Raw genomic sequence first — 19975 nt, 5'->3', positions numbered from 1 at the left:
TATTCTTTTTTTTTCCTTTAGGCTATACATATTTTCCTTTAGGCATTATTCATGAGTGCAAATCCTCGCCAGGATCAGTTGATCGATGAAGTCCGACGACAAGGGTCTATGTCTGTCGAAGCGCTGGCTGATCGATTCGGAGTCACACTGCAAACTGTTCGCCGGGACGTCAAACAGCTGGCCGAAACAGGCGTGCTGACCCGCTATCACGGCGGAGTACGCATACCGGAATCGACCACTGAGAATATTGCCTATCTGCAACGCCGGCTGTTCAATGAAGAGCCAAAGCGAGCCATTGCACGTGAAGTGGCAAAGGCCATTCCCGAAGGGTGTTCGCTTATTCTGAACATCGGCACAACCACCGAGGCCATCGCACGGGAACTGTTGCGTCATCGCGCCTTGAGGGTCATCACCAACAACCTGAACGTAGCGGCCATTCTGGCCGATAATCCCGATTGCGAAGTCATTGTCTCCGGCGGCGTGGTTCGTTCCCTGGACCACGGTATCGTCGGTGAAACCGCCGTAGACTTCATGCGGCAGTTCCGGGTAGACATCGGCGTCATTGGCATCTCGGGAATCGAGCAGGATGGCACCTTGCGTGACTTCGATTTGCGCGAAGTTAAGGTGGCCCAGGCCATTATTGCCCAATCGCGCGAAGTCTGGCTTGCTGCCGACCACAGCAAGTTCCATCGCCAGGCCATGGTGGAGCTGGCGCGCATGGATCAGGTACACCGGCTATTTACCAATATGCCGCCGCCCGAGCCATTTCCTGCACTACTGCAAGAGGCCGGCGTGCAATGCATCGTAGCCCAATAAGTAGCCACTCGCCCTGATCAGTCCACGCCTTGTTGGTGTAGCCCAAATTCATACTTCATACCCAAAAAAACCAGAACCAATGTCGGAAGCTGCTCGCGCTCTATTTCAACGATTCGTATCGCTTAGATATCGGAGTCGGACACTGACGAGCGCAGCTGCTTCTTTTTCGTAGAGATCACCCATGACCTATTTACTTGCCCTGGACCAGGGCACCTCCAGCTCGCGCAGCATTCTCTTTGACGCCAAAGGCCATTGTGTCGCCCAGGCGCAAATGGAACTGTCGCAGATTTACCCGCGCCCCGGCTGGGTCGAACACGACCCGCGGGAGATCTGGCGCACCCAACTGGCCACCGCACGCGAGACACTGGCCAAGGCCGGCGTCGCCGCAGCCGATGTGCGTGCTGTAGGCATAACCAACCAGCGCGAAACCACGGTGCTATGGAATCGCGCTACCGGCGAACCCGTGCACCATGCGATTGTCTGGCAGGATCGTCGTGCCGAGCCGGCTTGCGCGCAACTGCGCGAACAGGGTTATGCAGCAACAATTCAGGCCAAGACCGGCCTGCTGGTGGATGCTTATTTTTCCGGCACCAAGCTGCAGTGGCTGCTTGACAATGTGCCCGGCGCGCGCGCTGCGGCCGAGCGGGGTGAATTGGCCTTTGGCACCGTAGACAGCTGGCTTATTTGGCAACTGACCGCAGGCCGCCGACATGTAACCGATGTGAGCAATGCGAGCCGCACCATGCTGTTTAACGTGCACACCAACCAGTGGGACGAGCAATTGTTGGCGCTATTGAATATCCCCCGCTCGCTGCTGCCCGAAGTGCAAGCGTCCAGTAGCGACTTTGGTCGTACCGATGCCCAGGTGCTCGGCAGCGCCATCGCCATCGGCGGCGTGGCCGGCGACCAGCAAAGCGCACTGTTCGGCCAGGCCTGCTTTTCAGCGGGCATGGCCAAGAACACCTATGGCACCGGTTGCTTCATGCTGATGCATACGGGAGACGTGTTCCAGGCCTCGCACAACGGCCTGCTGACCACCAGTGCGGCCCAACCCCATACAACACCCGAATATGCGCTCGAAGGCAGCGTCTTTGTCGGCGGTGCTGTAGTGCAGTGGTTGCGCGACGGCCTGCGCGCCATTGAACACAGCGGCCAAGTGCAGCAACTTGCCGAAAGCGTACCCGACTCGGGCGGCGTGATGATGGTGCCTGCCTTTACCGGCCTGGGCGCCCCCTACTGGCAGCCGGATGCGCGCGGCACCATCACCGGCATCACCCGCGGCACGACGCTGGCCCATATCGCCCGCGCAGCGCTGGAATCTATCGCCTATCAGAGCGCTGCGCTGCTTACGGCGATGAGCCGCGACGCGACCGATGCCGGTGGCCAGCCCGTAAGCGAGTTACGGGTTGATGGTGGCGCTTGCGTCAACGATCTGCTCATGCAGTTCCAGGCAGACCTGCTGGGCATTCCCGTGGTGCGCCCCGCCTGCGTCGAAACCACCGCGCTGGGCGCGGCCTATCTAGCCGGGCTTTCCAGCGGCGTCTATGCCGACACCGAGGAGATCTCCCATCTGTGGCGCGCCGAGAGGCGCTTTCATCCCACCCAGGGCCGTGAGCGGGCCCAGGCGCTGATGCAGCAGTGGGAGCATGCGGTGCAGCAAGCTACGATGCTTGAAACACAGTCGTGATGGCGCCGCTGCCGGTTCTCAAGAACGTAATTGGCTTCTGCCGTTGCTAAAGTGACGTGCCCAGCCGAATCGGGCTCCCATCGGTAAAACGGGAAAACCGAAAGCGATGCAGGTTATGCCCGACGTCGTTGCCCTGGATCATATCTGAAATAATGCGGCCCATGCCAGGCCCGATGCCAAATCCATGACCACTCATCCCTGTCGCAACAACAAGACCAGGATGAGTAGGCACCCAGTCAACAATGGGAACGGTATCGGGCATGAGATCAATCATCCCGGCCCAGCTCTTTTGGAAACGAACATGCTCCATCTGAGGGAAAAGCCGCTTGAATCCTCGCTCGATTGAACGAAGGTCAGAGGCATCGGGAGCTGGATTGAGCACGCGCATGCTCTCAAAAGGGCTGGGCATGTCGGGCGCCCAGTCACGAGGGGTCGTCCAGCCGTCGGGATATCCGACCGGCGCCCAGAGCGCATAACGGGTTCCCAGCGGGTCGGCTTTCAAGGCCGGAAAATATTTCGCGGCATGCCGCAAACTATCCGGTCCAAGATAAAGCCGGTGGCTGCCTGCGGGCGCCAGCGTATAGCCACCATCCATCCTGCATCGAAAAGCGATGTGTTTTTCTACTGCCGCGCCGGCATGGAACTCGGGCATCGGTAGCGTTGCCGCGACAGTTGCCTTGACCGAAAGCTGGGGAATAGAAATGCCATGTTTTTTCAAAAAGAGCGACGACCACGCGCCCCCCGCCAGCAGGACGGATGACGTAGCGATATACCCCTGCTCGCTCCATACCCCGGCGATGCTGCCAGCCGCTGTCTCAAGCGTCCTGGCCGCGCAGTTCTCGACAATCGTTACTCCCTTGCTACGTGCAAGTCTGGCCAGGGCCGGAACAGCCAGCGAGGGTTCGGCCCGCATATCCGAAGGCGTGATCATCGCGCCCTTGAATGCACCGGACATGCCTTTGATCAGCTCTGAGACATCGTCTGCGCCGAGCATCCGGGTATCCATGTCGTGTGCAGCAGCGATCTTGATGAACGCGTCGAACTCGGCCATTTCCTTGTCAGAGCTGGCCAGATAGGTCACGCCGGTTTGCCGAAGTCCGATATCTTCTCCACACTCCTGCACCAGTTGCGGCCATAGCCGTGCCGCCTCGATCATGATGGGCAGTTCGTCCTCATCCCTGCCCTGCTTTCGAATCCAGCCCCAGTTTCGCGACGACTGCTCGGCCGCGATGCGGCCCTTTTCCAGCACGGTTACCGCCACATTATGCTGGGCAAGGAAAATGGCAGTTGTAATGCCAATAATGCCGCCGCCGATGATCACGACATCCGACGCTTTCGGCGGCGGGCCTGCGTAGACAATGGGATCTGTTTCTGAGAAAGGGAAGGCGTTCATGTGTCGAGTTTCATATTAATGGAAAATGGCTGGCTAGATGCTGGCGGATTGCCGATCAATCGGCAAGTCCGGAGCAGTAGCAGTTACCCTGATTTTAGTCAGTCGCTGTTAACCAGACAAAACCATTGTACCTATCCTCCAGACACTTATCGTGCGAAGGCAGCGATCTCCCGTTTCGAGAGCATGGCTCAATAAATGGTTCCTGAGAAACCATCAGAAAACATCTGGGTCAACACTATACGTAAGGCGGCAGCGTGATGGGCACCTCGCGCTATAGATCAGTTTATATCGGGGCTCTCCCGCTAGGAATGCCGTCTCAAAATGAACTCAACGGCCAATCGCTCTTCTTTTTTTACTGATTTTTAAGTACTAGCCATTTCCAATTTACATGCGCACTGACTCATGGCCGAACTGCCGAGACGGTGCTTTCAACAGTACGTTATCATGATTTGCAATTTGAATGATGAAACAGGAAATGTCACAGATGCAGTGATATCCCCTGCCTTCATTGGCTATCTGGTAAATTCAGCACCACCCTTGGGCCGGATATATTTAGGAATAGGAATCCCCTGTTTTCGTGCAGTTTCGAGAATAGATTCCTCTATTGCCCCGGCGTCGCGAATGCCAATAAACTCGCCATCTATAAAATTGATGTTAGCCCCGTAAACGACCATGAAACCTTCGGCGGCTTCCTTCGCGTCCTTGGGCACACAGAAAGTATGGACCGAACCGCCCGGTTCATAAAGATAGCTTCCTGCCTTTTGAGGATCATCGGGATACTCCAGATAATGCCATTCACCCTTGGTTGTGTAAAAGTGAACCACGCCGGTATGAAAATGGGTAGGTAGTTGGGTGCCTGGGTTGAATTTTCCATACAATACCCACACTCCATTTTCACGATCAAGGAACAACGGAATAATGGTCGATCCCGGAGCAGACCCAGGCAGCTCCACGCCCTCATTGATGTTGAGCGTAAGTAAACGCTCCTGCTTTGTGACAACTTCTGGTAAAGACATGTGTATCTCCTCGTGTGTGGATATTTTCCAAGGGCTTGCAGTAGCACTCTCATACCCGAATTGGAACTTCATACAGAACTCGCGGCGTGTTGCACACCTATCGGCAAGTTCACTGCATTTAAATATTCAGTCAAATCAAGCCAAGCGAGCGCAGTTTTGCATCCTGTGATGTATAAGGTCGCTCGCAAACAATCTTGTCTGAGCCAGTTGCAAATTCAAATGTCGCGGCCATGCGAACATGCATTTTTCTACCTGTGGGTTCGTAGTTGCGACCATCGATTGTCAATACACCCAGATGGGTGCCCTTGAGGTAAAACTCCACAAGGACAGTATCGTCAGCTGCGGCTATCGTAATGATTTCATTGGTCAGATCCGGGAACGGAATCCGGGAAGATTCAAAATAGCCGCGTACGTCCTTCTCGCCGTCGTAGACCATGCCACTGCCATGCATTTCATAGCGTGGATGTTCAAAAGTAGCGATCACCGCATCCCAGTCATGTACACACTCCATCGCCATGTGATCTATTACGGTCTTGATACGGGTTTGCTGCAAGGCGTCTGATACTGAAGCGTCCAAAACTGATGCGTCCGACATGATGTACTTCTCCATTTTCTAAAAAGGGTGTTCAGCGGCCAGTGGATTGAAGCCGAACCGGTAGTTGTCACATTAAAAGTTGCGACATAAATTGCGATAGAGTAATAACGTTTCCACAAAATTATAAGATCGATATTTCGGGAATTTATATAAAGGTAATTACTATATTGAAATATATAATCAAACTTGTTATATTGAAATAAAAGAAACGTTTCTATTTTATTTGAAAACAATCAGGAGTGCAAGGAATGGCCAAGGTAATGGGTGATGTAAGGCAAATCGGTCTGGTAGTACGGGATATTGAGACAGCAATGGCGCATTGGAGCAAGATACTCGGTGTAGGTCCCTGGTTCTACAAAAAAAAGGTAAACACAACTGAATTTTCTTATTACGGTAAGCCATCTGCCCTTCCAGAATTGTCTATCGCCCTGGCAAATTCGGGCGGCATTCAATTGGAGTTGATCCAGCAACGCAACAATGCTCCTTCGTTGTATTTGGATTTCCTTGGCACCGGAGCCGAGGGTATCCAGCACGTGGCGTACTGGACCTTTGATCACTTTGATCAACACAGAAATAAATTACTTGCCCAGGGATACGAAGAAGGGCACGCCGGAAGGATGGGGGAAGGACGGGGAAGATTTGCGTATCTACTGCATCCGGACATGCCGGGTAACATTATTGAGTTGTCCGAAATGACCGGCGGCAAGGGTGAATACTTTGCGAAGATCGCCGAAGCGCATACAAATTGGGATGGCGAAGAATCCGTTATCCGAATCGACTAACCCTTCAGACTATATAAGTAAGATAATTGTGAAAACGACGAAAGATAAGGTGGTATTAATTACCGGGGGCAGCAACGGCATTGGCGCCGCGGCGTGCAAAAAATTTGTATCTGAAGGAGCAACAGTTATTATCGCGGACATGCAAGAACCAGCGAGCTATACGCCGTCAGATCAGGTACATTTCCATTGTCTGGACGTAACATCGGAATCACAATGGATTTCTCTGTTTCAGAAAATAGAGTCATCTTTTACATCTCTGGATGTGCTGGTCAACGCCGCCGGAATTGTGGGCGATGTGTTAAACGGTTCGCTCGAGAGCACTACGCTTGACGAGTGGCATCGTGTGCTTGCAGTCAATCTGGACGGGACTTTCCTCGGTTGCCGCGAAGCCGTTAAGCTGATGCGAAAACAAGGCAGTGGAGCAATTGTAAACTTGTCCTCAGTGGGCGCGTACTATCCAACAACGCAAAGCGTCGCCTATGGCGCCAGTAAAGGAGCCGTCACGCAACTGACCAAGTCTGTAGCGTTGTTTGCCAGCATGGGCAACAATACCGTTAGATGCAATTCGGTACACCCGGGACGCATCGAAACGAAAATGCTGGACGATATCCTGACGCAAAAATCAGCGCGAGCCAGGCAAAACAATACACAGAACATACCCACCACAGCCGACCGTACGCCCATGGGAGCAAAAGGCACCCCCGAAGATGTGGCCAATCTTATTTACTATCTGGCCTCGGACGAGGCCCGGTATATAACAGGCGCCGAGTTTGTCGTTGACGGCGGCTGGAAGCTGCTGCGCTAGAGCGATAGAGCAAAGGTGGCATTGACATAGAAAACCGTTACGCCATTATTCAGAATATATTGTCCGGTCTCATCATCACATTGACGAGACCGGATTAATTTTTCTATTGCGCTTCAATACCGGCTTGCTTGGCGATATCTTCCCACACCTTCGCATCTGCAACCATAGCCTTGGTGTGATTTTCACCCGAGACATATTTGGCGGTGATGCCCAGGCCCAGCAATTTCTTCTGGATAGCTGGCTGTGCAAGTGTTTGTTCGAGTGTTTTAGACAATTTGTCCACAATTGGCGCAGGTGTACCGGCTGGCACATACATTGCCCAGTTCAATTCCCGGTCAAAGTCCACTCCCTGTTCCTTGTAACTGGCAACATCCGGCAGGCTGGGAGAGCGTTGAGTACAGACCGCGAGGGCTTTGACTTTGCCGCCTTGTACATAGGGCGTCGCTGTAACCATATCGACAAATCCAACGGAGATATGGCCGCCCAGGATATCGTTCGCCAGTTGCGCCGTGCCCTTATATGGCACATGCGCCAACTTGATTCCCATTTTTTGAGCCAGCACTTCACCGCAAAAATGGCCGGTGGAACCTCGCCCCCAACTAGCATACTGTAAGGGTTCCTTGCTGGAATCGTTAAGTGATTTCACACCCGCAAGATTGCTTGCCGGAAAATCACTATTCGCAATCATCACAATCGAAGACGAGCCGATCACACCCAGGGAGGTGAAATCTTTGACAGGATCATAGGCAATCTTGGTGTAAACATGCGGAGACAGCACATGCGTAGTCATTCCGCCAATCGTAATGGTATAGCCATCTGGCTTTGCTCTGGCAACATCCGCGATACCAATCGTCCCCCCAGCGCCGGGCTTGTTTTCCACCACCACCGGCTTTCCAAGTTGTGCTGCAAATTGCTCGGCAATAATACGGCCGAGTATGTCGCCGCCGCCTCCTGCCGAGAATGGCAAAAGCATGCGTATGGGGCGGTCCGGGTACGTGTCAGCCTGAGCCGATGAAGTAACCATTAAGGCCGCTAAGCAGAATGCATATGGAAAAAGTCTCACTTGTCTCTCCTGTTATCTCAACACTTAAAAATTATTGTGCAGCCGGTGTGGTCGTTCATATTATTGCTCCGCTTGATGGAATGCATTCCAGAAATGACAGGCTGAATAATTGGTGCTGGCTGTTTTGTGATTTCACTACGCCCCCACAAAATGGAAACGTTTACATTTTATATTCTTTTTCCATTAGACGCAATTGTGTTACGCGGATATACCTCTAGGACACCGATTATTATCAAATTTTCGAATAGGGTAACAGATGATGATCTATGATTTGAGCCGGGATTACCACTAGATAACTGGCAATTTTATAATATAATGGAATCGTTTCCTTTTTTTATAATCAAAAAAACCAGACTGCATGGCAATGGCATTATCCATAGCGTATTGTGTTTAAGATACTCATCTGTTCAATAATCATGTGAATCCGCAAGGCCCATTGGCGCAAACATCACCGTTGTGCACGAGTCAGAAATCCTGAAGCCTACACTCGGGCAATGCAGACACCACTCATCATCCCCGAATTGGCATCTGAACAGGACCGCAGGATTCTCGTGGCATAAGGCGTGTAGTGATAACGATCCGTTCAGGCTCGCTTTTGGTTTCCCGGTCAAGTTGCTTGAGCAATAACTGCGCTGCAACAGTACCGACAATATTCAGATCCCAGTTCAGTGCCGTAATGGATGGAGTAAACAATTGTGATAAATCGGTATCACCAATGCTGATCACACTTGTCTCATGAGGGACCTGGTGTCCGCAATGACGCAATGCCTGAAGTACTCCGGCGAGAATGCGCGTCCCTAAACAAAGAAATGCGGTCGGCCGGTCTTTACCCGAGAGTAGTGATAGCGCGTCACTGAATGCGAACTCCATGGATGATTTTGCTGACCGGATCAGTTGTGATGCCGGCTCAAGCCCTCGTTCTTTAAAAGCGTCAGAGAAACCGGCAATACGTTCCCGACCTGGCCTCAGATCGCTGCCCGGCGTCATCAAGGCAATATTTCTATGTCCCAAATCCAACAGGTAACGAGTCGCCTCGAGTGCGCCGTTATAGTGATCGACATGGACACCCGTGGCCGAGTCGCCAAAATCCCGGTCAAGCGCCACTACGGGCATGTCGGACATGAGCCTGTTAATGACATCCATGGATTCGGTCTGGCACGGTCCCAGTATCAGGCCGTCTACGCGACGCGCCCGAAACAAATCAATGAGCGCTTTTTCCCTTTTTGTTTCGTTATGCGTGCTTGCCACCAAAAGAGAATAGCCCGCTGCCTGAAAGGCTGTCTCGGCCGCAGTAATCATGGCTGCATATAGCGGATTGGCCAAGTCAGAAACCAAAATACCTACTACACGGGTAGAACGAGTACGCATGCTGCGAGCAACAGCATCGGGCTCATAGCCAAGTTTGCGTGCCGCTTTCTCTACCGCAATAATTGCCTTTTCGCTGACCCGCCCGCTTCGATTTATAGCTCTGGAGGCGGTACCCAGCGAAACGTCGGCTTCCTTGGCAACTTCGCGAATAGTGACGCGGGCTTTCATCAAAACAACCTTTATTGAAGTAAACGTGTAGTGGCAGGGATCTGAAACAGGACATCAATAATGACGCATTATCATTATTGCCAGATACGCAACTGATCGCTTATGTTGTGAAAGCCAACACTTACCGAGACGTTTCACATTAAGCGAAGATGGCAAGCATGATTTTAATGGCTTTTTACATCAATTGTGAAATTGCAGGATTCGAAGTTTAAAGTAGACGTTTATCTGGCCGCGATTTTCGATTTTGACGCGTTCAATCTCGTTTACGATAAGTGGATAGATCCTGCCTATCCGCCAGCCCGGGTTTGCTCGGAAGCACGACTGGCAGACTCACGAATAAAGGTGGAAATCGCAGCGATTGCATCGGCATAAACTGCGTGGCTGACGTCCCCAGAAAAAAAGCGAACGCATTGTGCTCAGGGCTCAGGACCCAGGCCAATGTCCGCCCAGCAACTGCGTAGCTTCCGAGGCAGCAATAAGAGCCTGTTTGGTCATTTTGCTAATTGCCTTGTTCGTGAAACGCTCTTTCGGGCCCGACAGCGATATGGCGCCGACAATCTGATTGCCCGGGCCAAACACAGCGACAGCGACTGCAGCACAATTTGAATCGCGTTCGCCCAAAGATACTGCAGTGACATTGGACAGCTTTGGTGCCAGGCCGGTACTGCGAAACCGCGTAATCAGCTTGCCGGCCGCGCCACGATCCAGCGGGAGCAAGTCGCCCGCATCAATACGATCCAGCGTCGAATGATGAGAGTCGATTCGCAAAAGACAAAGCCGGGCATTGCTGCTGTCATACACATGGAAAGACGCACTCTCTGTGTCTTGCGCGACCAGCTCGGCCAAAATAGGCCGGAGAACTTCGACCAAATGATGGGTAGCCTCGTATGCCCGGCCCAATTGATAAGCATAAGGGCCAAGCACATAACTGCCATCGGCACGCCTGGCAATAAGCGAGGCTTTTTCAAGTGATGCGATCAGGCGCAATAACGTGCTTTTGTATAAACCGGTACTGCGCGCAAGGTCTGCCAGAGCCATAGGCGTTGCTTGAGTAGTCATCGCCTGCAAGATAGCGATTGCGCGATCGACGGCAGCAACTCCGTTTTCTGATGATTGATTGGCATCCATAATCTGTCTAACCGTATACCCCAATGATGAGTACAGTATTATGCCATAACAGAACGACCCGACGCCATGCCGCGATCGGCGATGCTATCTGTCTCATTTCATTGGAAATAATCAGTTCTTTTCCAGCACAAGGCTGATGGCTGGCGCATATTTGTCGCCATGGCCCTGCGCGATCGCAGCATCGAAACTGGCAATCACATTCCTGGCGCCACTTGCGTCGACGTTCACTGAGTCTGCCAGGGCAACCGCATATTGCAGATCCTTGCGCGCGTATGTCACCGGGAAGGCGCGTTCAGGGAATACTTGTGGCACGATGGACTTCATGCCGTGATTGCGTAAAGCGAAGCTATCGGCAGAGCCTGTAGACATGGCCTTAAATAGCGTCTCGGGATCTACACCGGCGCGAGCACCGATAGCCCGGGCTTCGGCAAGTGCCTGCACCGTTTCATACAGCACCATGTTGTTCAGGATCTTGATGACCTGTCCCGCCCCAACGTCACCACCATAGGTAATATCGGTTGCAAACATGTCGAGTAACGGCCGGATACGCTCAAACAGTGCACTGTCGGCGCCGACGGGCACTGCCAGCGATCCTGCCTCGGCGGCAGCTCGTGTGCGCATCACAGGCGCATCGGCAAAGTGGATTTTTCGTTTTGCAAACTTGTCTGCCAACTCACGTGTCAGCGGTACTGGCGAAGTGCTCAGATCAACCACCACTTGGTCAGGGCGGCACAAACTGAGCAATCCGCTACCGGCCTGGCCTTCGACCACGTCGCGAACGATCTCACCTGACGGCAATGACATGAAAATAATATCCGCAGAAGCAGCAATATCTGCTACCGATGCTTTGCGCACGCCAAATTGGGCAAGCCGTTCCAATGGTGCTTCATCACGGTCGTTCGCCAGCACGGGACGGCCCGACTTTTGCGCCAGATGGCGGCAAATCGGCTCTCCCATCACGCCGACTCCAATGAAGCCAATAGTTTTGAATGTAGACATGGTGTTCCTTCTTTATTGCAATTGTCAATGTTTTTGGATGGCGTTCAGGGCAAATTGCGCGGATCCATGCTCCAATAGATTCCCTTGCTTTGCTGATAGATACGTACGCCGTTTATACCTTTTTCGCGGCCGATACCGCTATTTTTGAATCCGCCGAAAGGCGTTGAAATCGAGAGCTGCTTGTAAGTATTGATCCACACCAGCCCGGTTTCCAATGCACGAGCCACCTGCCAGGCACGTTGGTAGTTGGACGTCCATATACCGGATGCCAGGCCATACATGCTGTCATTCGCTTGCCTGATCAAGTCCTTTTCATCTTCAAACGGCAGAACACACAGCACAGGCCCGAAGATTTCTTCACGCACACATGTGTTCTGATTGTTCAGTCCGGTAATGATCGTAGGCAGATAGAAAGCCCCTTGCGTTAGCTCAGGCTGCTCGGGGCGCTTGCCACCCAGAACTATATGACCTCCTTCTTGTCGCGCACTATCTACCATTTGTTCGATGCGCTCCCGGTGAGCAAAGGTGGCCAACGGACCCATTTCAACGCTTTCGTCTTCTGGAAAACCAACCTTGATGCGTTTAGTCCGTTCAATGAGTATTTCCAGCAGCTTGTCATATACCCCACGCTGAACGAACAGGCGCGAGCCTGCTACGCAGGATTGCCCGCTCCCTTCAAAAATACCGCCGACAACACCCTCGACCGCAGCCTCCAGATTCGCGTCATCAAATACGATATGCGGCGACTTACCGCCTAATTCCAGGGCAACAGGGATAATCCGATCAGCAGCGACCATGCCGATGGCACGCCCGCTGGCGGTACCCCCGGTAAACGACACCATACGTACACCGGGATGTTCGACCAGCGCCTTGCCCGTGATTGCCCCATGCCCGGTCAGTACGTTCAGAATGCCAGGCGGCAGGCCGGCAGCCAGACCCAGCTCACCCAACAGTAAAGCGGCAGAAGGCGTCACTTCGGATGGTTTCAGAATAACTGCGTTACCTGCTGCCAGAGCAGGCGCCACTTTTTGCGCCTCCATCGTCAGCGGCGAATTCCAGGGCGTAATTGCAGCCACGACACCATAAGGTTCGTAAGTGACCATGGAGAGATAGTTGCCACGCGAGGGCGTCACTTCGGCGCCGAGCGTTTCGCATACCCCGGCATAATAACGAAACGTGGCCGCTGCACTTGTGGCCTGGTTCTTGCATTCGGTCCAGACTTTGCCGTTCTCCAGCATCTGCAAGCGCGCAAAATCCTCAGCACGTTCAGTAATCAGAGCGGCCAGTCGATTAAGAATTTGCGCTCTTACGTGCGGCAGCATATCGCACCAGGAAGGCTGCTGGACGGCAACTTTGGCAGTATGCACAGCCAGGTCAACGTCCGCTTTATTTGCCGTTGACAGCCGGTAGTTCACCTGGCCTGTAGCAGGATTGATAGATTCAAAAGAATCCTGTTCATGGGAAACCCATTGACCATTTATCAGAAAGGCTTTGAGGATTAAATCCGTCTGCTGTGCCATCAACTCACTCCATTGTTTTAAAAACGTTCCGTTTAACAGAACGATCATTCTATTTTATTATCTTATCAGAGATACGTGCTTGTCAAGGATCAGCGATCAACTTCATCCTTTATTCATTACTTGCAAATAGTTTATCTACTCATCATAATGATAAAACAGAACACTAGTTCTATTTTATCATTATGATGTTTGCACATTTAAAACGCAACCGTAATTAACCAGGTTCGTGTTGACATAAACATAGGAGAGACAGGATGAACTTTAATACCTTACTAATTGCCACCAGCCTATCGATTTTGGCCATATCCCCTGCTTCATATGCGAGCGACTATCCCAATAAACCAATTGAAATGGTTATTCCCTATGCCGCAGGTGGAGCGACAGATGTTATTGCTCGCATGGTCATAAGTAAATTGCCCGAAGATCTTGGACAACCGGTGGTTGCGGTGAACCGACCTGGCGCAGGAACAACCCTGGCGGCCAGCAGTGTTGCCCGCGCTCCTGCGGATGGCTACACCCTTTATACAACTACTGCAGCTCACACCATTAGCGCAAGCTTATATAGCAAGCTGAGCTATGATCCTATAAAGGATTTCGCGCCTATCCATTTGATTGCCAGGATTCCTATCGTGCTTGTAACGAGCCCCAATTACAAAGTACAGTCTCTGGACGAGTACATCAGTAACGCAAAAAATAGCAAGAACGGGATTACGGTAGGTTCGCCTGGCAATGGTTCGCCGCAGCATCTGGCGCAAGCGATGTTTCAGAACAAGACCGGGGCCAACTTCGTACACGTGCCTTATCGCGGCGATGCTCCCCTTATTACCGATATGCTCGCAGGGCAAGTACAATCGGCTTTCATCACCTTATCTGCCGCACTGCCGCAAATTCAGTCCGGTAAACTACATGCAATCGCCATTGCCAACCCGACACGGATTGACGCCATCAAGGATGTGCCCACGATGGCTGAAGCCGGGTTAAAGGATTTCAATGCTGCAACCTGGTTCGGTATATTCGGTCCAGCCGGCATGGATGCCGATATCCAGAAGAAACTGCATGCCGCATCTGCCAAGGTTGCCTCCGATGCCACCTTCGCGAAGCGCATAGAAGACATGGGAGGCCAGATGATGGACTTAAGCGCCGAGCAATTCGGAGACTATGTAGTGTCGGAAGCCGACCAATGGGCCCAGGCCGTGAAGATCTCTGGCGCCCGCGTCGATTGAAGCCTGCTTGTTTTATTGACCAGCAAACAATGCGCCATGCCAGTTGAAATAGTGACAATAGCAAATGAAATTTTTGTGACTTTGGCTACTGGCTGGCTGCTTCATTTGACGTATGTCGATATATAGCCCGAACCGGGACCATGAGGACAATTCCTGACGTTTATGTCAGCGAAATTGTGCCATGCAAGGATGACACAAATCGACGTCTGGCTCTATACCGATCGTTTCTCTACGAATTGTCTTCTAAATCTTGAATAACGGCCAGCGTGCGGGGCATGATAGTGTCCCCGTGCGCTTTGATTCAACAGTTCGCAATGCGATCCATAGCGCTTACAGCGTAACAACATCTTTGGCCAATTGCAGCGGCGCCGCTGTTAAAGACTGCAAGTTCTCAAAAGTTAACCCTTGAACCATTGCAGACACCAGCAATCCATCGTTGGTGATATCTATAATGGCCAAATCTGTATATATCCTGTCTACAACCGACTTACCTGTTAACGGGTAATTGCAGTCGTGCACTATCTTCGGTTCGCCTTCTCGCGTTACATGCTCCATGGTTACATACACTTTCTTTGCACCCACTACTAAATCCATGGCTCCGCCAACTGCAGGAATAGCATCGGCGCGTCCTGTGTCCCAGTTGGCAAGGTCTCCAAGGGCAGAAACCTGAAAGGCGCCTAATACCGTCAAGTCGATATGGCCTCCACGCATCATCGCGAAGGAGGTTGCGTGGTCTGTGATCGACGAGCCCGGAATAATCGTAACGGGCTCCTTGCTGGCGTTGATCAAATCCAAATCCAGCGGCGCATCACTATCTCCCGGCCCCATCCCTACGATGCCGTTTTCCGTGTGCAGAATGACCTCTCTGTCATCTGGCAGATATTGGGCTATCAGGGTAGGAATACCGATGCCCAGGTTAACGTAACAGCCGTCGGGTATATCAGCGGCAACCAATCTGGCGATGTCAGCGCGCGATAATTTCTTATACATGATGATCTCTCTTGACTTCGATAATCCGCTTAACGAATATTCCCGGCGTTACTATTTGTTCTGGCGGAAGTTCTCCCAAGGGAAGAATACTGTCTACCTGTGCAATAGTAGTTGTTGCCGCCATGGCCATGATGGGGCCGAAATTGCGACCGGCATAGCGATAGGTCAAGTTCCCCCAACGATCGCCATATTGGGCCTTAATGAACGCAAAATCGCCTTTCAGCGGGTGTTCCAGCACATAACCTACACCATCTTCCACCCGGACTTCCTTGCCCTCTGCCAGGGCGGTGCCATACGACGTCGGTGTATAAAAAGGCCCCAATCCGGATCCTGCTGCGCGCATTCGCTCGGCCATCGTGCCTTGAGGGACACATTCAAGCGCGATACGCTTTGCACGATAGGCATCCGCGAATGCGCTGGCATTAGGCTGCAGTTTGTTGGACGAGCGTGCGAATGAACATATCATTTTACTCACTCGTCCAGCCTCGATTAACTGACTTAGACCTATTGGACCATTGCCCGCATTATTGTTCACGATAGTCAGGTCCCGTGCACCTTGATCCAGGAGAGCGCAAATAAGCTCCGTCGGAACACCCGAAGCGCCAAACCCGCCAATAAGTATGGTCGCGCCATCATGCACATCTGCCACTGCTGTTTCCAGGTCGGCGAAGGTTTTGTTAAGCATTTTTGTCCCTGATTGATGGGGTGTCGTATCGACCTGTATGGTGGTCAAGGCCGCACGCTCCCCAGGATAGCCGTCGATTGACTTGACAATGTTCCTCCATTGCCGTGAACAAGTGCAATGCTGGCCGATGGAATCTGACGCTCCCCGCCTTCGCCGCGAAGCTGACGCACCGCTTCGATAAGCGTAAAGATGCCATACATACCGGGATGAACACAAGAAAGCCCACCGCCATTGGTATTAACCGGAGTATGACCGCCCGGCGCTATGCCGCCATTCTCAACAAAATTGCCCCCTTCTCCTTTGGCACAAAAGCCCAGGTCTTCCAGAAACAGAAGCACATTGATCGTAAAGGCGTCATAAAGCTGGATCAAATCTATGTCTTTGTGATCAACACCCGCCATTTGCATTGCGCGAGGCCCTGATTCCGAAGCAGCCGTTACCGCAAGATCATGCATGGAAGAAACCTGTCGATTCCATACCGCGGTAGCGCTACCGAGCACATACACTGGTTTAACAGGAAGATCGCGAGCCCGGTCTGCCGCCATTAGCACGTAGGCCCCGGCGCCATCAGTGACCAGACAACAATCCCTGACGGACAATGGGTCAGAGATCATGCGTGCCGCCAGGACCTCGTCAATGCCCATTGGGTCGCGCATAAACGCTTCTGGATTGAGCTGAGCCCATTTTCTGGCGGCAACAGCCACTTCCGCCAACTGACGCCTGGTTGTTCCGTATTGGTACATATGTCGCTGAGCAGCAAGCGCGTATGAGGTAATGGGAGACAGTGGTTTGTACGGCTGCTCGTAAGGCTGAGGATCCAGCAGTGCCCGTGCTTTTACCCCTTCTTTGCGACCGAAGGTTGCTGTGCGCTGTGTGCTTCCATAACATACCAGTACTACGTTACATTGTCCGGAGGCAATGGCCTGCATCGCAGGCAGAAGATGTGCCAGGAAGCTGGATCCGCCTAACATGGTGCTTTCGATGAACTTCGGACGCAGCCCCAGATATTCAATAGTAGGCATTACCCACATGGTTGCAGAGGAACTGCAAGTTGCAATTCCATCTATGTCGGACATAGTGAGGCCGGCATTGGCGACCGCTTTGGTTGCTGCCTGAGCCAACAACTCCATTTCGGTGTAACCATGTGCCTCGCCCAGACCGGCTACGCCTACCCCTGCAATAGCTACCTTGCCACGTATCGAATCAAGCATGGGTGGCCTCCACAGCATCAAACACAACGACACCGGCACCATCGCGATGCACTATCCGGGCCTGCACTTTCTGTCCTATATGAATATCTGTTGCAACACGGTTGTCAATCGAACTCATAAGCCTTACCCCCTCTTCCAGATCAATCAGGACAACGTTGTAATCGCCGCCTGCTTCAGGCTTACGCCGCACGATGCTGTATGAATATACGGTCCCTGTACCTGAGGGCTTGTTCCAGATTAATTCGCTTCCACCACAATGGACACACAGGATTCTCGGATAGAATTGGTGTTTGCCGCAGCCGGCGCATTGCTGTATTTCAAATATTCCCTGTTCAAGCCGTTCGAAGTAGTAGGCTTCAGGGCCTTTGTTCTCAAACGCCATAGTTGCTCCTTATTGAATCTGCTCGTTATCTGCCATACTTCCGGTATGTGACTTACAGATCTGAAAATTTTCCACCGTTTTGTGCCAGCTGCGTCAGCAATGGCGCGGGCGACCAGTAATCGCCGAATCGTTCGTGAAACTCTTTAATGGTCTCAAGCACTGTCGGCAAGCCGATAGTATCCGCATAGAACATGGGCCCACCGCGAAAAATCGGGAAGCCATATCCAGCGACATAGACCACATCGATGTCAGAAGGCCGCTGCGCTATCTGGTCCTGCACAATTTTCGCGCCTTCATTGACCAGGGCGTAGATGGTGCGTGCGATAATCTCCTGATCTGAAATATCGCGCCGAATAATACCCGCTTCCTGTGCGCAGAGTGCAATCAACAAATCAATTTCGGGATCAGGCAAGGGCTTGCGACTACCCGGTTCGTAACGATAGAATCCTGAACCTGTTTTCTGGCCAAATCGTCCCATCTCGCAGATCCGGTCCGCAACGCAGGAGTAACGAAGATCAGGGGAACGGGTTCCAGCCTGACGTTTCCTTGCCGCCCAGCTGATGTCCAGCCCCGCCATGTCCTGCATCTGCAGAGGTCCCATCGCCATACCGAAACTGCGTAATGCACCGTCAATTTGAGCAGGGCTGGCTCCTTCCTCCAAAAGAAAATAGGCTTCACGCGTGTAATGGCTGATCATGCGATTGCCGACGAAGCCGTCGCAAACCCCCACAAGCACGGGCGTTTTGTCTATCTTTCCCGCCAATTCGAATACGGCATCGATGACCTGGTTGGAAGTATGAGCACCTTTGACAACCTCCAGCAATCTCATGACATTTGCAGGACTGAAAAAGTGCATGCCCAGGATTTTGTCTCTACGAGAAGTCACCGCGGCAATTTCGTCAATATCCAGTCTGGAGGTATTCGATGCCAGAATCGCGTCCGACTGGCATACCGAATCCAAACGAGTGAAAATTTCCTTTTTCACCGCCATATCCTCGAACGCCGCTTCGATAATCAGGTCTGAGTCTGACAGATCTTCATACCTTGTTGTCCGCCCAATCAACTGTAGCCGTTGCTGCACCTGACTCTCGGTGAAACGACCTCGTTTGACATTGCCTGCAAAATTGTGCTGGATCGTCTCCCAACCTTTCTTGATGGCAGCATCAGACTGCTCGAGCAACATAACCGGAATGCCGGCATTGGCCAGACTCATTGCGATGCCGCCACCCATGGTGCCAGCACCCACAACACCGACCTTGCGAATGGTAAGGGAAGGCCCGCCCATGGCAACTCGCTTGACCGCTTTCCTTTCAGCAAAAAAGATATGCCGCAACGCTTTGGATTGCTCACCATTGACGAGCCGGGCGAACTGCTCTGCCTCATAGGCCAGCCCCGATGAAAGATCCGCGGAAAGGCACTTTGCGACGCATTCTATACATGCCAAGGGCGCCGTGCACCCGCGATACTTTCGCTGTGCCTTTTGCCTGGCGTTATCAAAGATCGCTTCATCCACAGGCTCGTCAAGCGGCGCTGGGTCAATACGCGATCGAGCGCGCGTTCCCTGTACAATCGAGACAGCATAGGCGCACGCATCATCCTGTAGATTGCCCGTCGCTACCTGGTCGACCAGGCCACAGGCCTGCGCCTGATCGGCTGTCAATGGCTCCCCGCCCACAATGATATCCAAAGCCGCGGACACACCGACCAGCCGCGGCAGTCTCTGTGTCCCGCCCGCGCCGGGCAGCACCCCCAGTTTGACCTCCGGTAGGCCCAATTTCGCCTCTTTCGAAACAACGCGTCCATGACACCCCAGGGTCAGCTCCAAGCCGCCGCCCAAAGCGATGCCATTGATGGCTGCTACAACAGGCTTGGCTGCATTTTCGATGATTGAAATAATCTCTCTGAGTACAGGCCGCACTCCCGTCTTTGGCGTATTGAATTCGCGGATATCAGCACCACCAGAAAAAAATCGTCCTGTGCCGGTTAATACAATTGCCTGGACCAATGGATCAGCTATCGTTGACGTCAGTGCTTCACCTAGTTGCACTCTTAACTGACTGCCCAGGCTATTGACCGGCGGATTGTCAATGCTTATGACGGCAACAGCGGTGTCCTCGAAATGTCGTATTTCAGTTGTAATCATA

At 52.5% G+C, this 19975-nt stretch carries 19 protein-coding genes; 6 read left to right on the top strand and 13 right to left on the bottom strand.

The window, feature by feature from the left end; all coding sequences use genetic code 11:
* Window positions 1-51 precede the first annotated feature (51 nt).
* Window positions 52-816 carry a DeoR/GlpR family DNA-binding transcription regulator gene (locus INT32_RS06955; RefSeq protein WP_193087997.1) on the top strand — a complete coding sequence of 255 codons (765 nt, stop codon included), beginning with the start codon at window positions 52-54 and terminating at the stop codon, window positions 814-816.
* 181 nt (window positions 817-997) lie between these two features.
* A complete protein-coding gene (glpK, locus tag INT32_RS06950) occupies window positions 998-2503 on the top strand; it encodes a glycerol kinase GlpK (RefSeq protein ID WP_193087996.1) in 1506 nt (501 codons plus the stop codon).
* A gap of 46 nt (window positions 2504-2549) precedes the next feature.
* Here the strand turns inward: glpK and INT32_RS06945 are convergent, their stop codons facing one another.
* The 3 genes from INT32_RS06945 to INT32_RS06935 form a co-directional block, all read right to left on the bottom strand.
* A complete protein-coding gene (locus INT32_RS06945) occupies window positions 2550-3896 on the bottom strand; it encodes an FAD-binding oxidoreductase (protein ID WP_193087995.1) in 1347 nt (448 codons plus the stop codon).
* A gap of 512 nt (window positions 3897-4408) precedes the next feature.
* A complete protein-coding gene (locus INT32_RS06940; RefSeq protein WP_100694372.1) occupies window positions 4409-4912 on the bottom strand; it encodes a 2,4'-dihydroxyacetophenone dioxygenase family protein in 504 nt (167 codons plus the stop codon).
* Window positions 4913-5042: 130 nt separating this feature from the next.
* Window positions 5043-5507 carry an ester cyclase gene (locus INT32_RS06935; RefSeq protein ID WP_193087994.1) on the bottom strand — a complete coding sequence of 155 codons (465 nt, stop codon included), beginning with the start codon at window positions 5505-5507 and terminating at the stop codon, window positions 5043-5045.
* Window positions 5508-5755: 248 nt separating this feature from the next.
* Between INT32_RS06935 and INT32_RS06930 the strand changes: the two genes are divergently transcribed.
* Both INT32_RS06930 and INT32_RS06925 read left to right on the top strand, forming a co-directional pair.
* Window positions 5756-6289: a VOC family protein gene (locus tag INT32_RS06930; RefSeq protein ID WP_193087993.1), complete on the top strand. Its 534-nt coding sequence runs from the start codon at window positions 5756-5758 to the stop codon at window positions 6287-6289.
* A gap of 28 nt (window positions 6290-6317) precedes the next feature.
* Window positions 6318-7094 carry an SDR family oxidoreductase gene (locus INT32_RS06925; RefSeq protein WP_193087992.1) on the top strand — a complete coding sequence of 259 codons (777 nt, stop codon included), beginning with the start codon at window positions 6318-6320 and terminating at the stop codon, window positions 7092-7094.
* A 103-nt stretch (window positions 7095-7197) separates the two neighbouring features.
* On the opposite strand, the gene INT32_RS06920 is transcribed toward INT32_RS06925, so the two are convergent.
* Complete coding sequence (locus INT32_RS06920) at window positions 7198-8157, bottom strand: Bug family tripartite tricarboxylate transporter substrate binding protein (protein ID WP_370540190.1); 960 nt, start codon at window positions 8155-8157, stop codon at window positions 7198-7200.
* A 510-nt stretch (window positions 8158-8667) separates the two neighbouring features.
* Window positions 8668-9693 (bottom strand): substrate-binding domain-containing protein, encoded by a 1026-nt coding sequence (locus INT32_RS06915; protein ID WP_193087991.1) that lies wholly within the window; start codon window positions 9691-9693, stop codon window positions 8668-8670.
* A gap of 186 nt (window positions 9694-9879) precedes the next feature.
* On the opposite strand from INT32_RS06915, the gene INT32_RS06910 reads away from it, so the two are divergent.
* A complete protein-coding gene (locus tag INT32_RS06910) occupies window positions 9880-10065 on the top strand; it encodes a Rid family hydrolase (protein WP_370540189.1) in 186 nt (61 codons plus the stop codon).
* 51 nt (window positions 10066-10116) lie between these two features.
* Here INT32_RS06910 and INT32_RS06905 read toward each other — a convergent pair whose 3' ends face one another.
* The 3 genes from INT32_RS06905 to INT32_RS06895 all read right to left on the bottom strand — a co-directional run bounded on the left by INT32_RS06905 (window position 10117) and on the right by INT32_RS06895 (window position 13340).
* A complete protein-coding gene (locus INT32_RS06905) occupies window positions 10117-10821 on the bottom strand; it encodes an IclR family transcriptional regulator (RefSeq protein WP_193087990.1) in 705 nt (234 codons plus the stop codon).
* Window positions 10822-10932: 111 nt separating this feature from the next.
* A complete protein-coding gene (locus INT32_RS06900) occupies window positions 10933-11820 on the bottom strand; it encodes an NAD(P)-dependent oxidoreductase (protein ID WP_193087989.1) in 888 nt (295 codons plus the stop codon).
* Window positions 11821-11864: 44 nt separating this feature from the next.
* Window positions 11865-13340, bottom strand: a complete 1476-nt coding sequence (locus INT32_RS06895; protein ID WP_193087988.1) for an aldehyde dehydrogenase — start codon at window positions 13338-13340, stop codon at window positions 11865-11867.
* A 254-nt stretch (window positions 13341-13594) separates the two neighbouring features.
* Between INT32_RS06895 and INT32_RS06890 the strand changes: the two genes are divergently transcribed.
* Entirely contained in the window at window positions 13595-14563 is a 969-nt protein-coding gene (locus INT32_RS06890) for a tripartite tricarboxylate transporter substrate binding protein (RefSeq protein WP_193087987.1), read from the top strand.
* Between the two features lie 330 nt (window positions 14564-14893).
* On the opposite strand, the gene INT32_RS06885 is transcribed toward INT32_RS06890, so the two are convergent.
* The 5 genes from INT32_RS06885 to INT32_RS06865 are packed head-to-tail and all read right to left on the bottom strand — an operon-like array spanning window position 14894 to window position 19974.
* The gene (locus INT32_RS06885) at window positions 14894-15553 is read right to left on the bottom strand and encodes a 3-oxoacid CoA-transferase subunit B (RefSeq protein WP_226816628.1); all 660 of its coding nucleotides are present in this window, start codon (window positions 15551-15553) and stop codon (window positions 14894-14896) included.
* On the bottom strand, window positions 15546-16238 hold the full coding sequence (locus INT32_RS06880) for a 3-oxoacid CoA-transferase subunit A (RefSeq protein WP_193087986.1): 693 nt from the start codon (window positions 16236-16238) through the stop codon (window positions 15546-15548). The genes INT32_RS06885 and INT32_RS06880 overlap by 8 nt, the downstream gene beginning before the upstream one ends.
* Window positions 16239-16282: 44 nt before the next feature.
* Window positions 16283-17449: a thiolase gene (locus tag INT32_RS06875; RefSeq protein WP_193087985.1), complete on the bottom strand. Its 1167-nt coding sequence runs from the start codon at window positions 17447-17449 to the stop codon at window positions 16283-16285.
* Window positions 17442-17831, bottom strand: a complete 390-nt coding sequence (locus INT32_RS06870; RefSeq protein ID WP_193087984.1) for a Zn-ribbon domain-containing OB-fold protein — start codon at window positions 17829-17831, stop codon at window positions 17442-17444. Before INT32_RS06870 ends, INT32_RS06875 begins: the two co-directional genes overlap by 8 nt.
* 52 nt (window positions 17832-17883) lie before the next feature.
* A complete protein-coding gene (locus INT32_RS06865; protein ID WP_193087983.1) occupies window positions 17884-19974 on the bottom strand; it encodes a 3-hydroxyacyl-CoA dehydrogenase NAD-binding domain-containing protein in 2091 nt (696 codons plus the stop codon).
* Between the last annotated feature and the right edge of the window lies 1 nt (window position 19975).

It is taken from the genome of Advenella sp. FME57, assembly GCF_014897675.1.
Taxonomy (GTDB): Bacteria; Pseudomonadota; Gammaproteobacteria; order Burkholderiales; family Burkholderiaceae_B; genus Advenella.
This window is presented reverse-complemented; position numbering and strand designations above follow the sequence as displayed.

Bases quoted from the DNA above. Each gene is read 5' to 3' on its own strand.
- INT32_RS06870 (WP_193087984.1), bottom strand. From the start codon at position 17,831: ATGGCGTTTGAGAACAAAGGCCCTGAAGCCTACTACTTCGAACGGCTT.
- INT32_RS06905 (WP_193087990.1), bottom strand. From the start codon at position 10,821: ATGGATGCCAATCAATCATCAGAAAACGGAGTTGCTGCCGTCGATCGC.
- INT32_RS06935 (WP_193087994.1), bottom strand. From the start codon at position 5,507: ATGTCGGACGCATCAGTTTTGGACGCTTCAGTATCAGACGCCTTGCAG.
- INT32_RS06930 (WP_193087993.1), top strand. From the start codon at position 5,756: ATGGCCAAGGTAATGGGTGATGTAAGGCAAATCGGTCTGGTAGTACGG.
- glpK (WP_193087996.1), top strand. From the start codon at position 998: ATGACCTATTTACTTGCCCTGGACCAGGGCACCTCCAGCTCGCGCAGC.
- INT32_RS06865 (WP_193087983.1), bottom strand. From the start codon at position 19,974: ATGATTACAACTGAAATACGACATTTCGAGGACACCGCTGTTGCCGTC.
- INT32_RS06955 (WP_193087997.1), top strand. From the start codon at position 52: ATGAGTGCAAATCCTCGCCAGGATCAGTTGATCGATGAAGTCCGACGA.
- INT32_RS06900 (WP_193087989.1), bottom strand. From the start codon at position 11,820: ATGTCTACATTCAAAACTATTGGCTTCATTGGAGTCGGCGTGATGGGA.
- INT32_RS06880 (WP_193087986.1), bottom strand. From the start codon at position 16,238: ATGCTTAACAAAACCTTCGCCGACCTGGAAACAGCAGTGGCAGATGTG.
- INT32_RS06915 (WP_193087991.1), bottom strand. From the start codon at position 9,693: ATGAAAGCCCGCGTCACTATTCGCGAAGTTGCCAAGGAAGCCGACGTT.
- INT32_RS06890 (WP_193087987.1), top strand. From the start codon at position 13,595: ATGAACTTTAATACCTTACTAATTGCCACCAGCCTATCGATTTTGGCC.
- INT32_RS06895 (WP_193087988.1), bottom strand. From the start codon at position 13,340: ATGGCACAGCAGACGGATTTAATCCTCAAAGCCTTTCTGATAAATGGT.
- INT32_RS06885 (WP_226816628.1), bottom strand. From the start codon at position 15,553: ATGTATAAGAAATTATCGCGCGCTGACATCGCCAGATTGGTTGCCGCT.
- INT32_RS06875 (WP_193087985.1), bottom strand. From the start codon at position 17,449: ATGCTTGATTCGATACGTGGCAAGGTAGCTATTGCAGGGGTAGGCGTA.
- INT32_RS06940 (WP_100694372.1), bottom strand. From the start codon at position 4,912: ATGTCTTTACCAGAAGTTGTCACAAAGCAGGAGCGTTTACTTACGCTC.
- INT32_RS06945 (WP_193087995.1), bottom strand. From the start codon at position 3,896: ATGAACGCCTTCCCTTTCTCAGAAACAGATCCCATTGTCTACGCAGGC.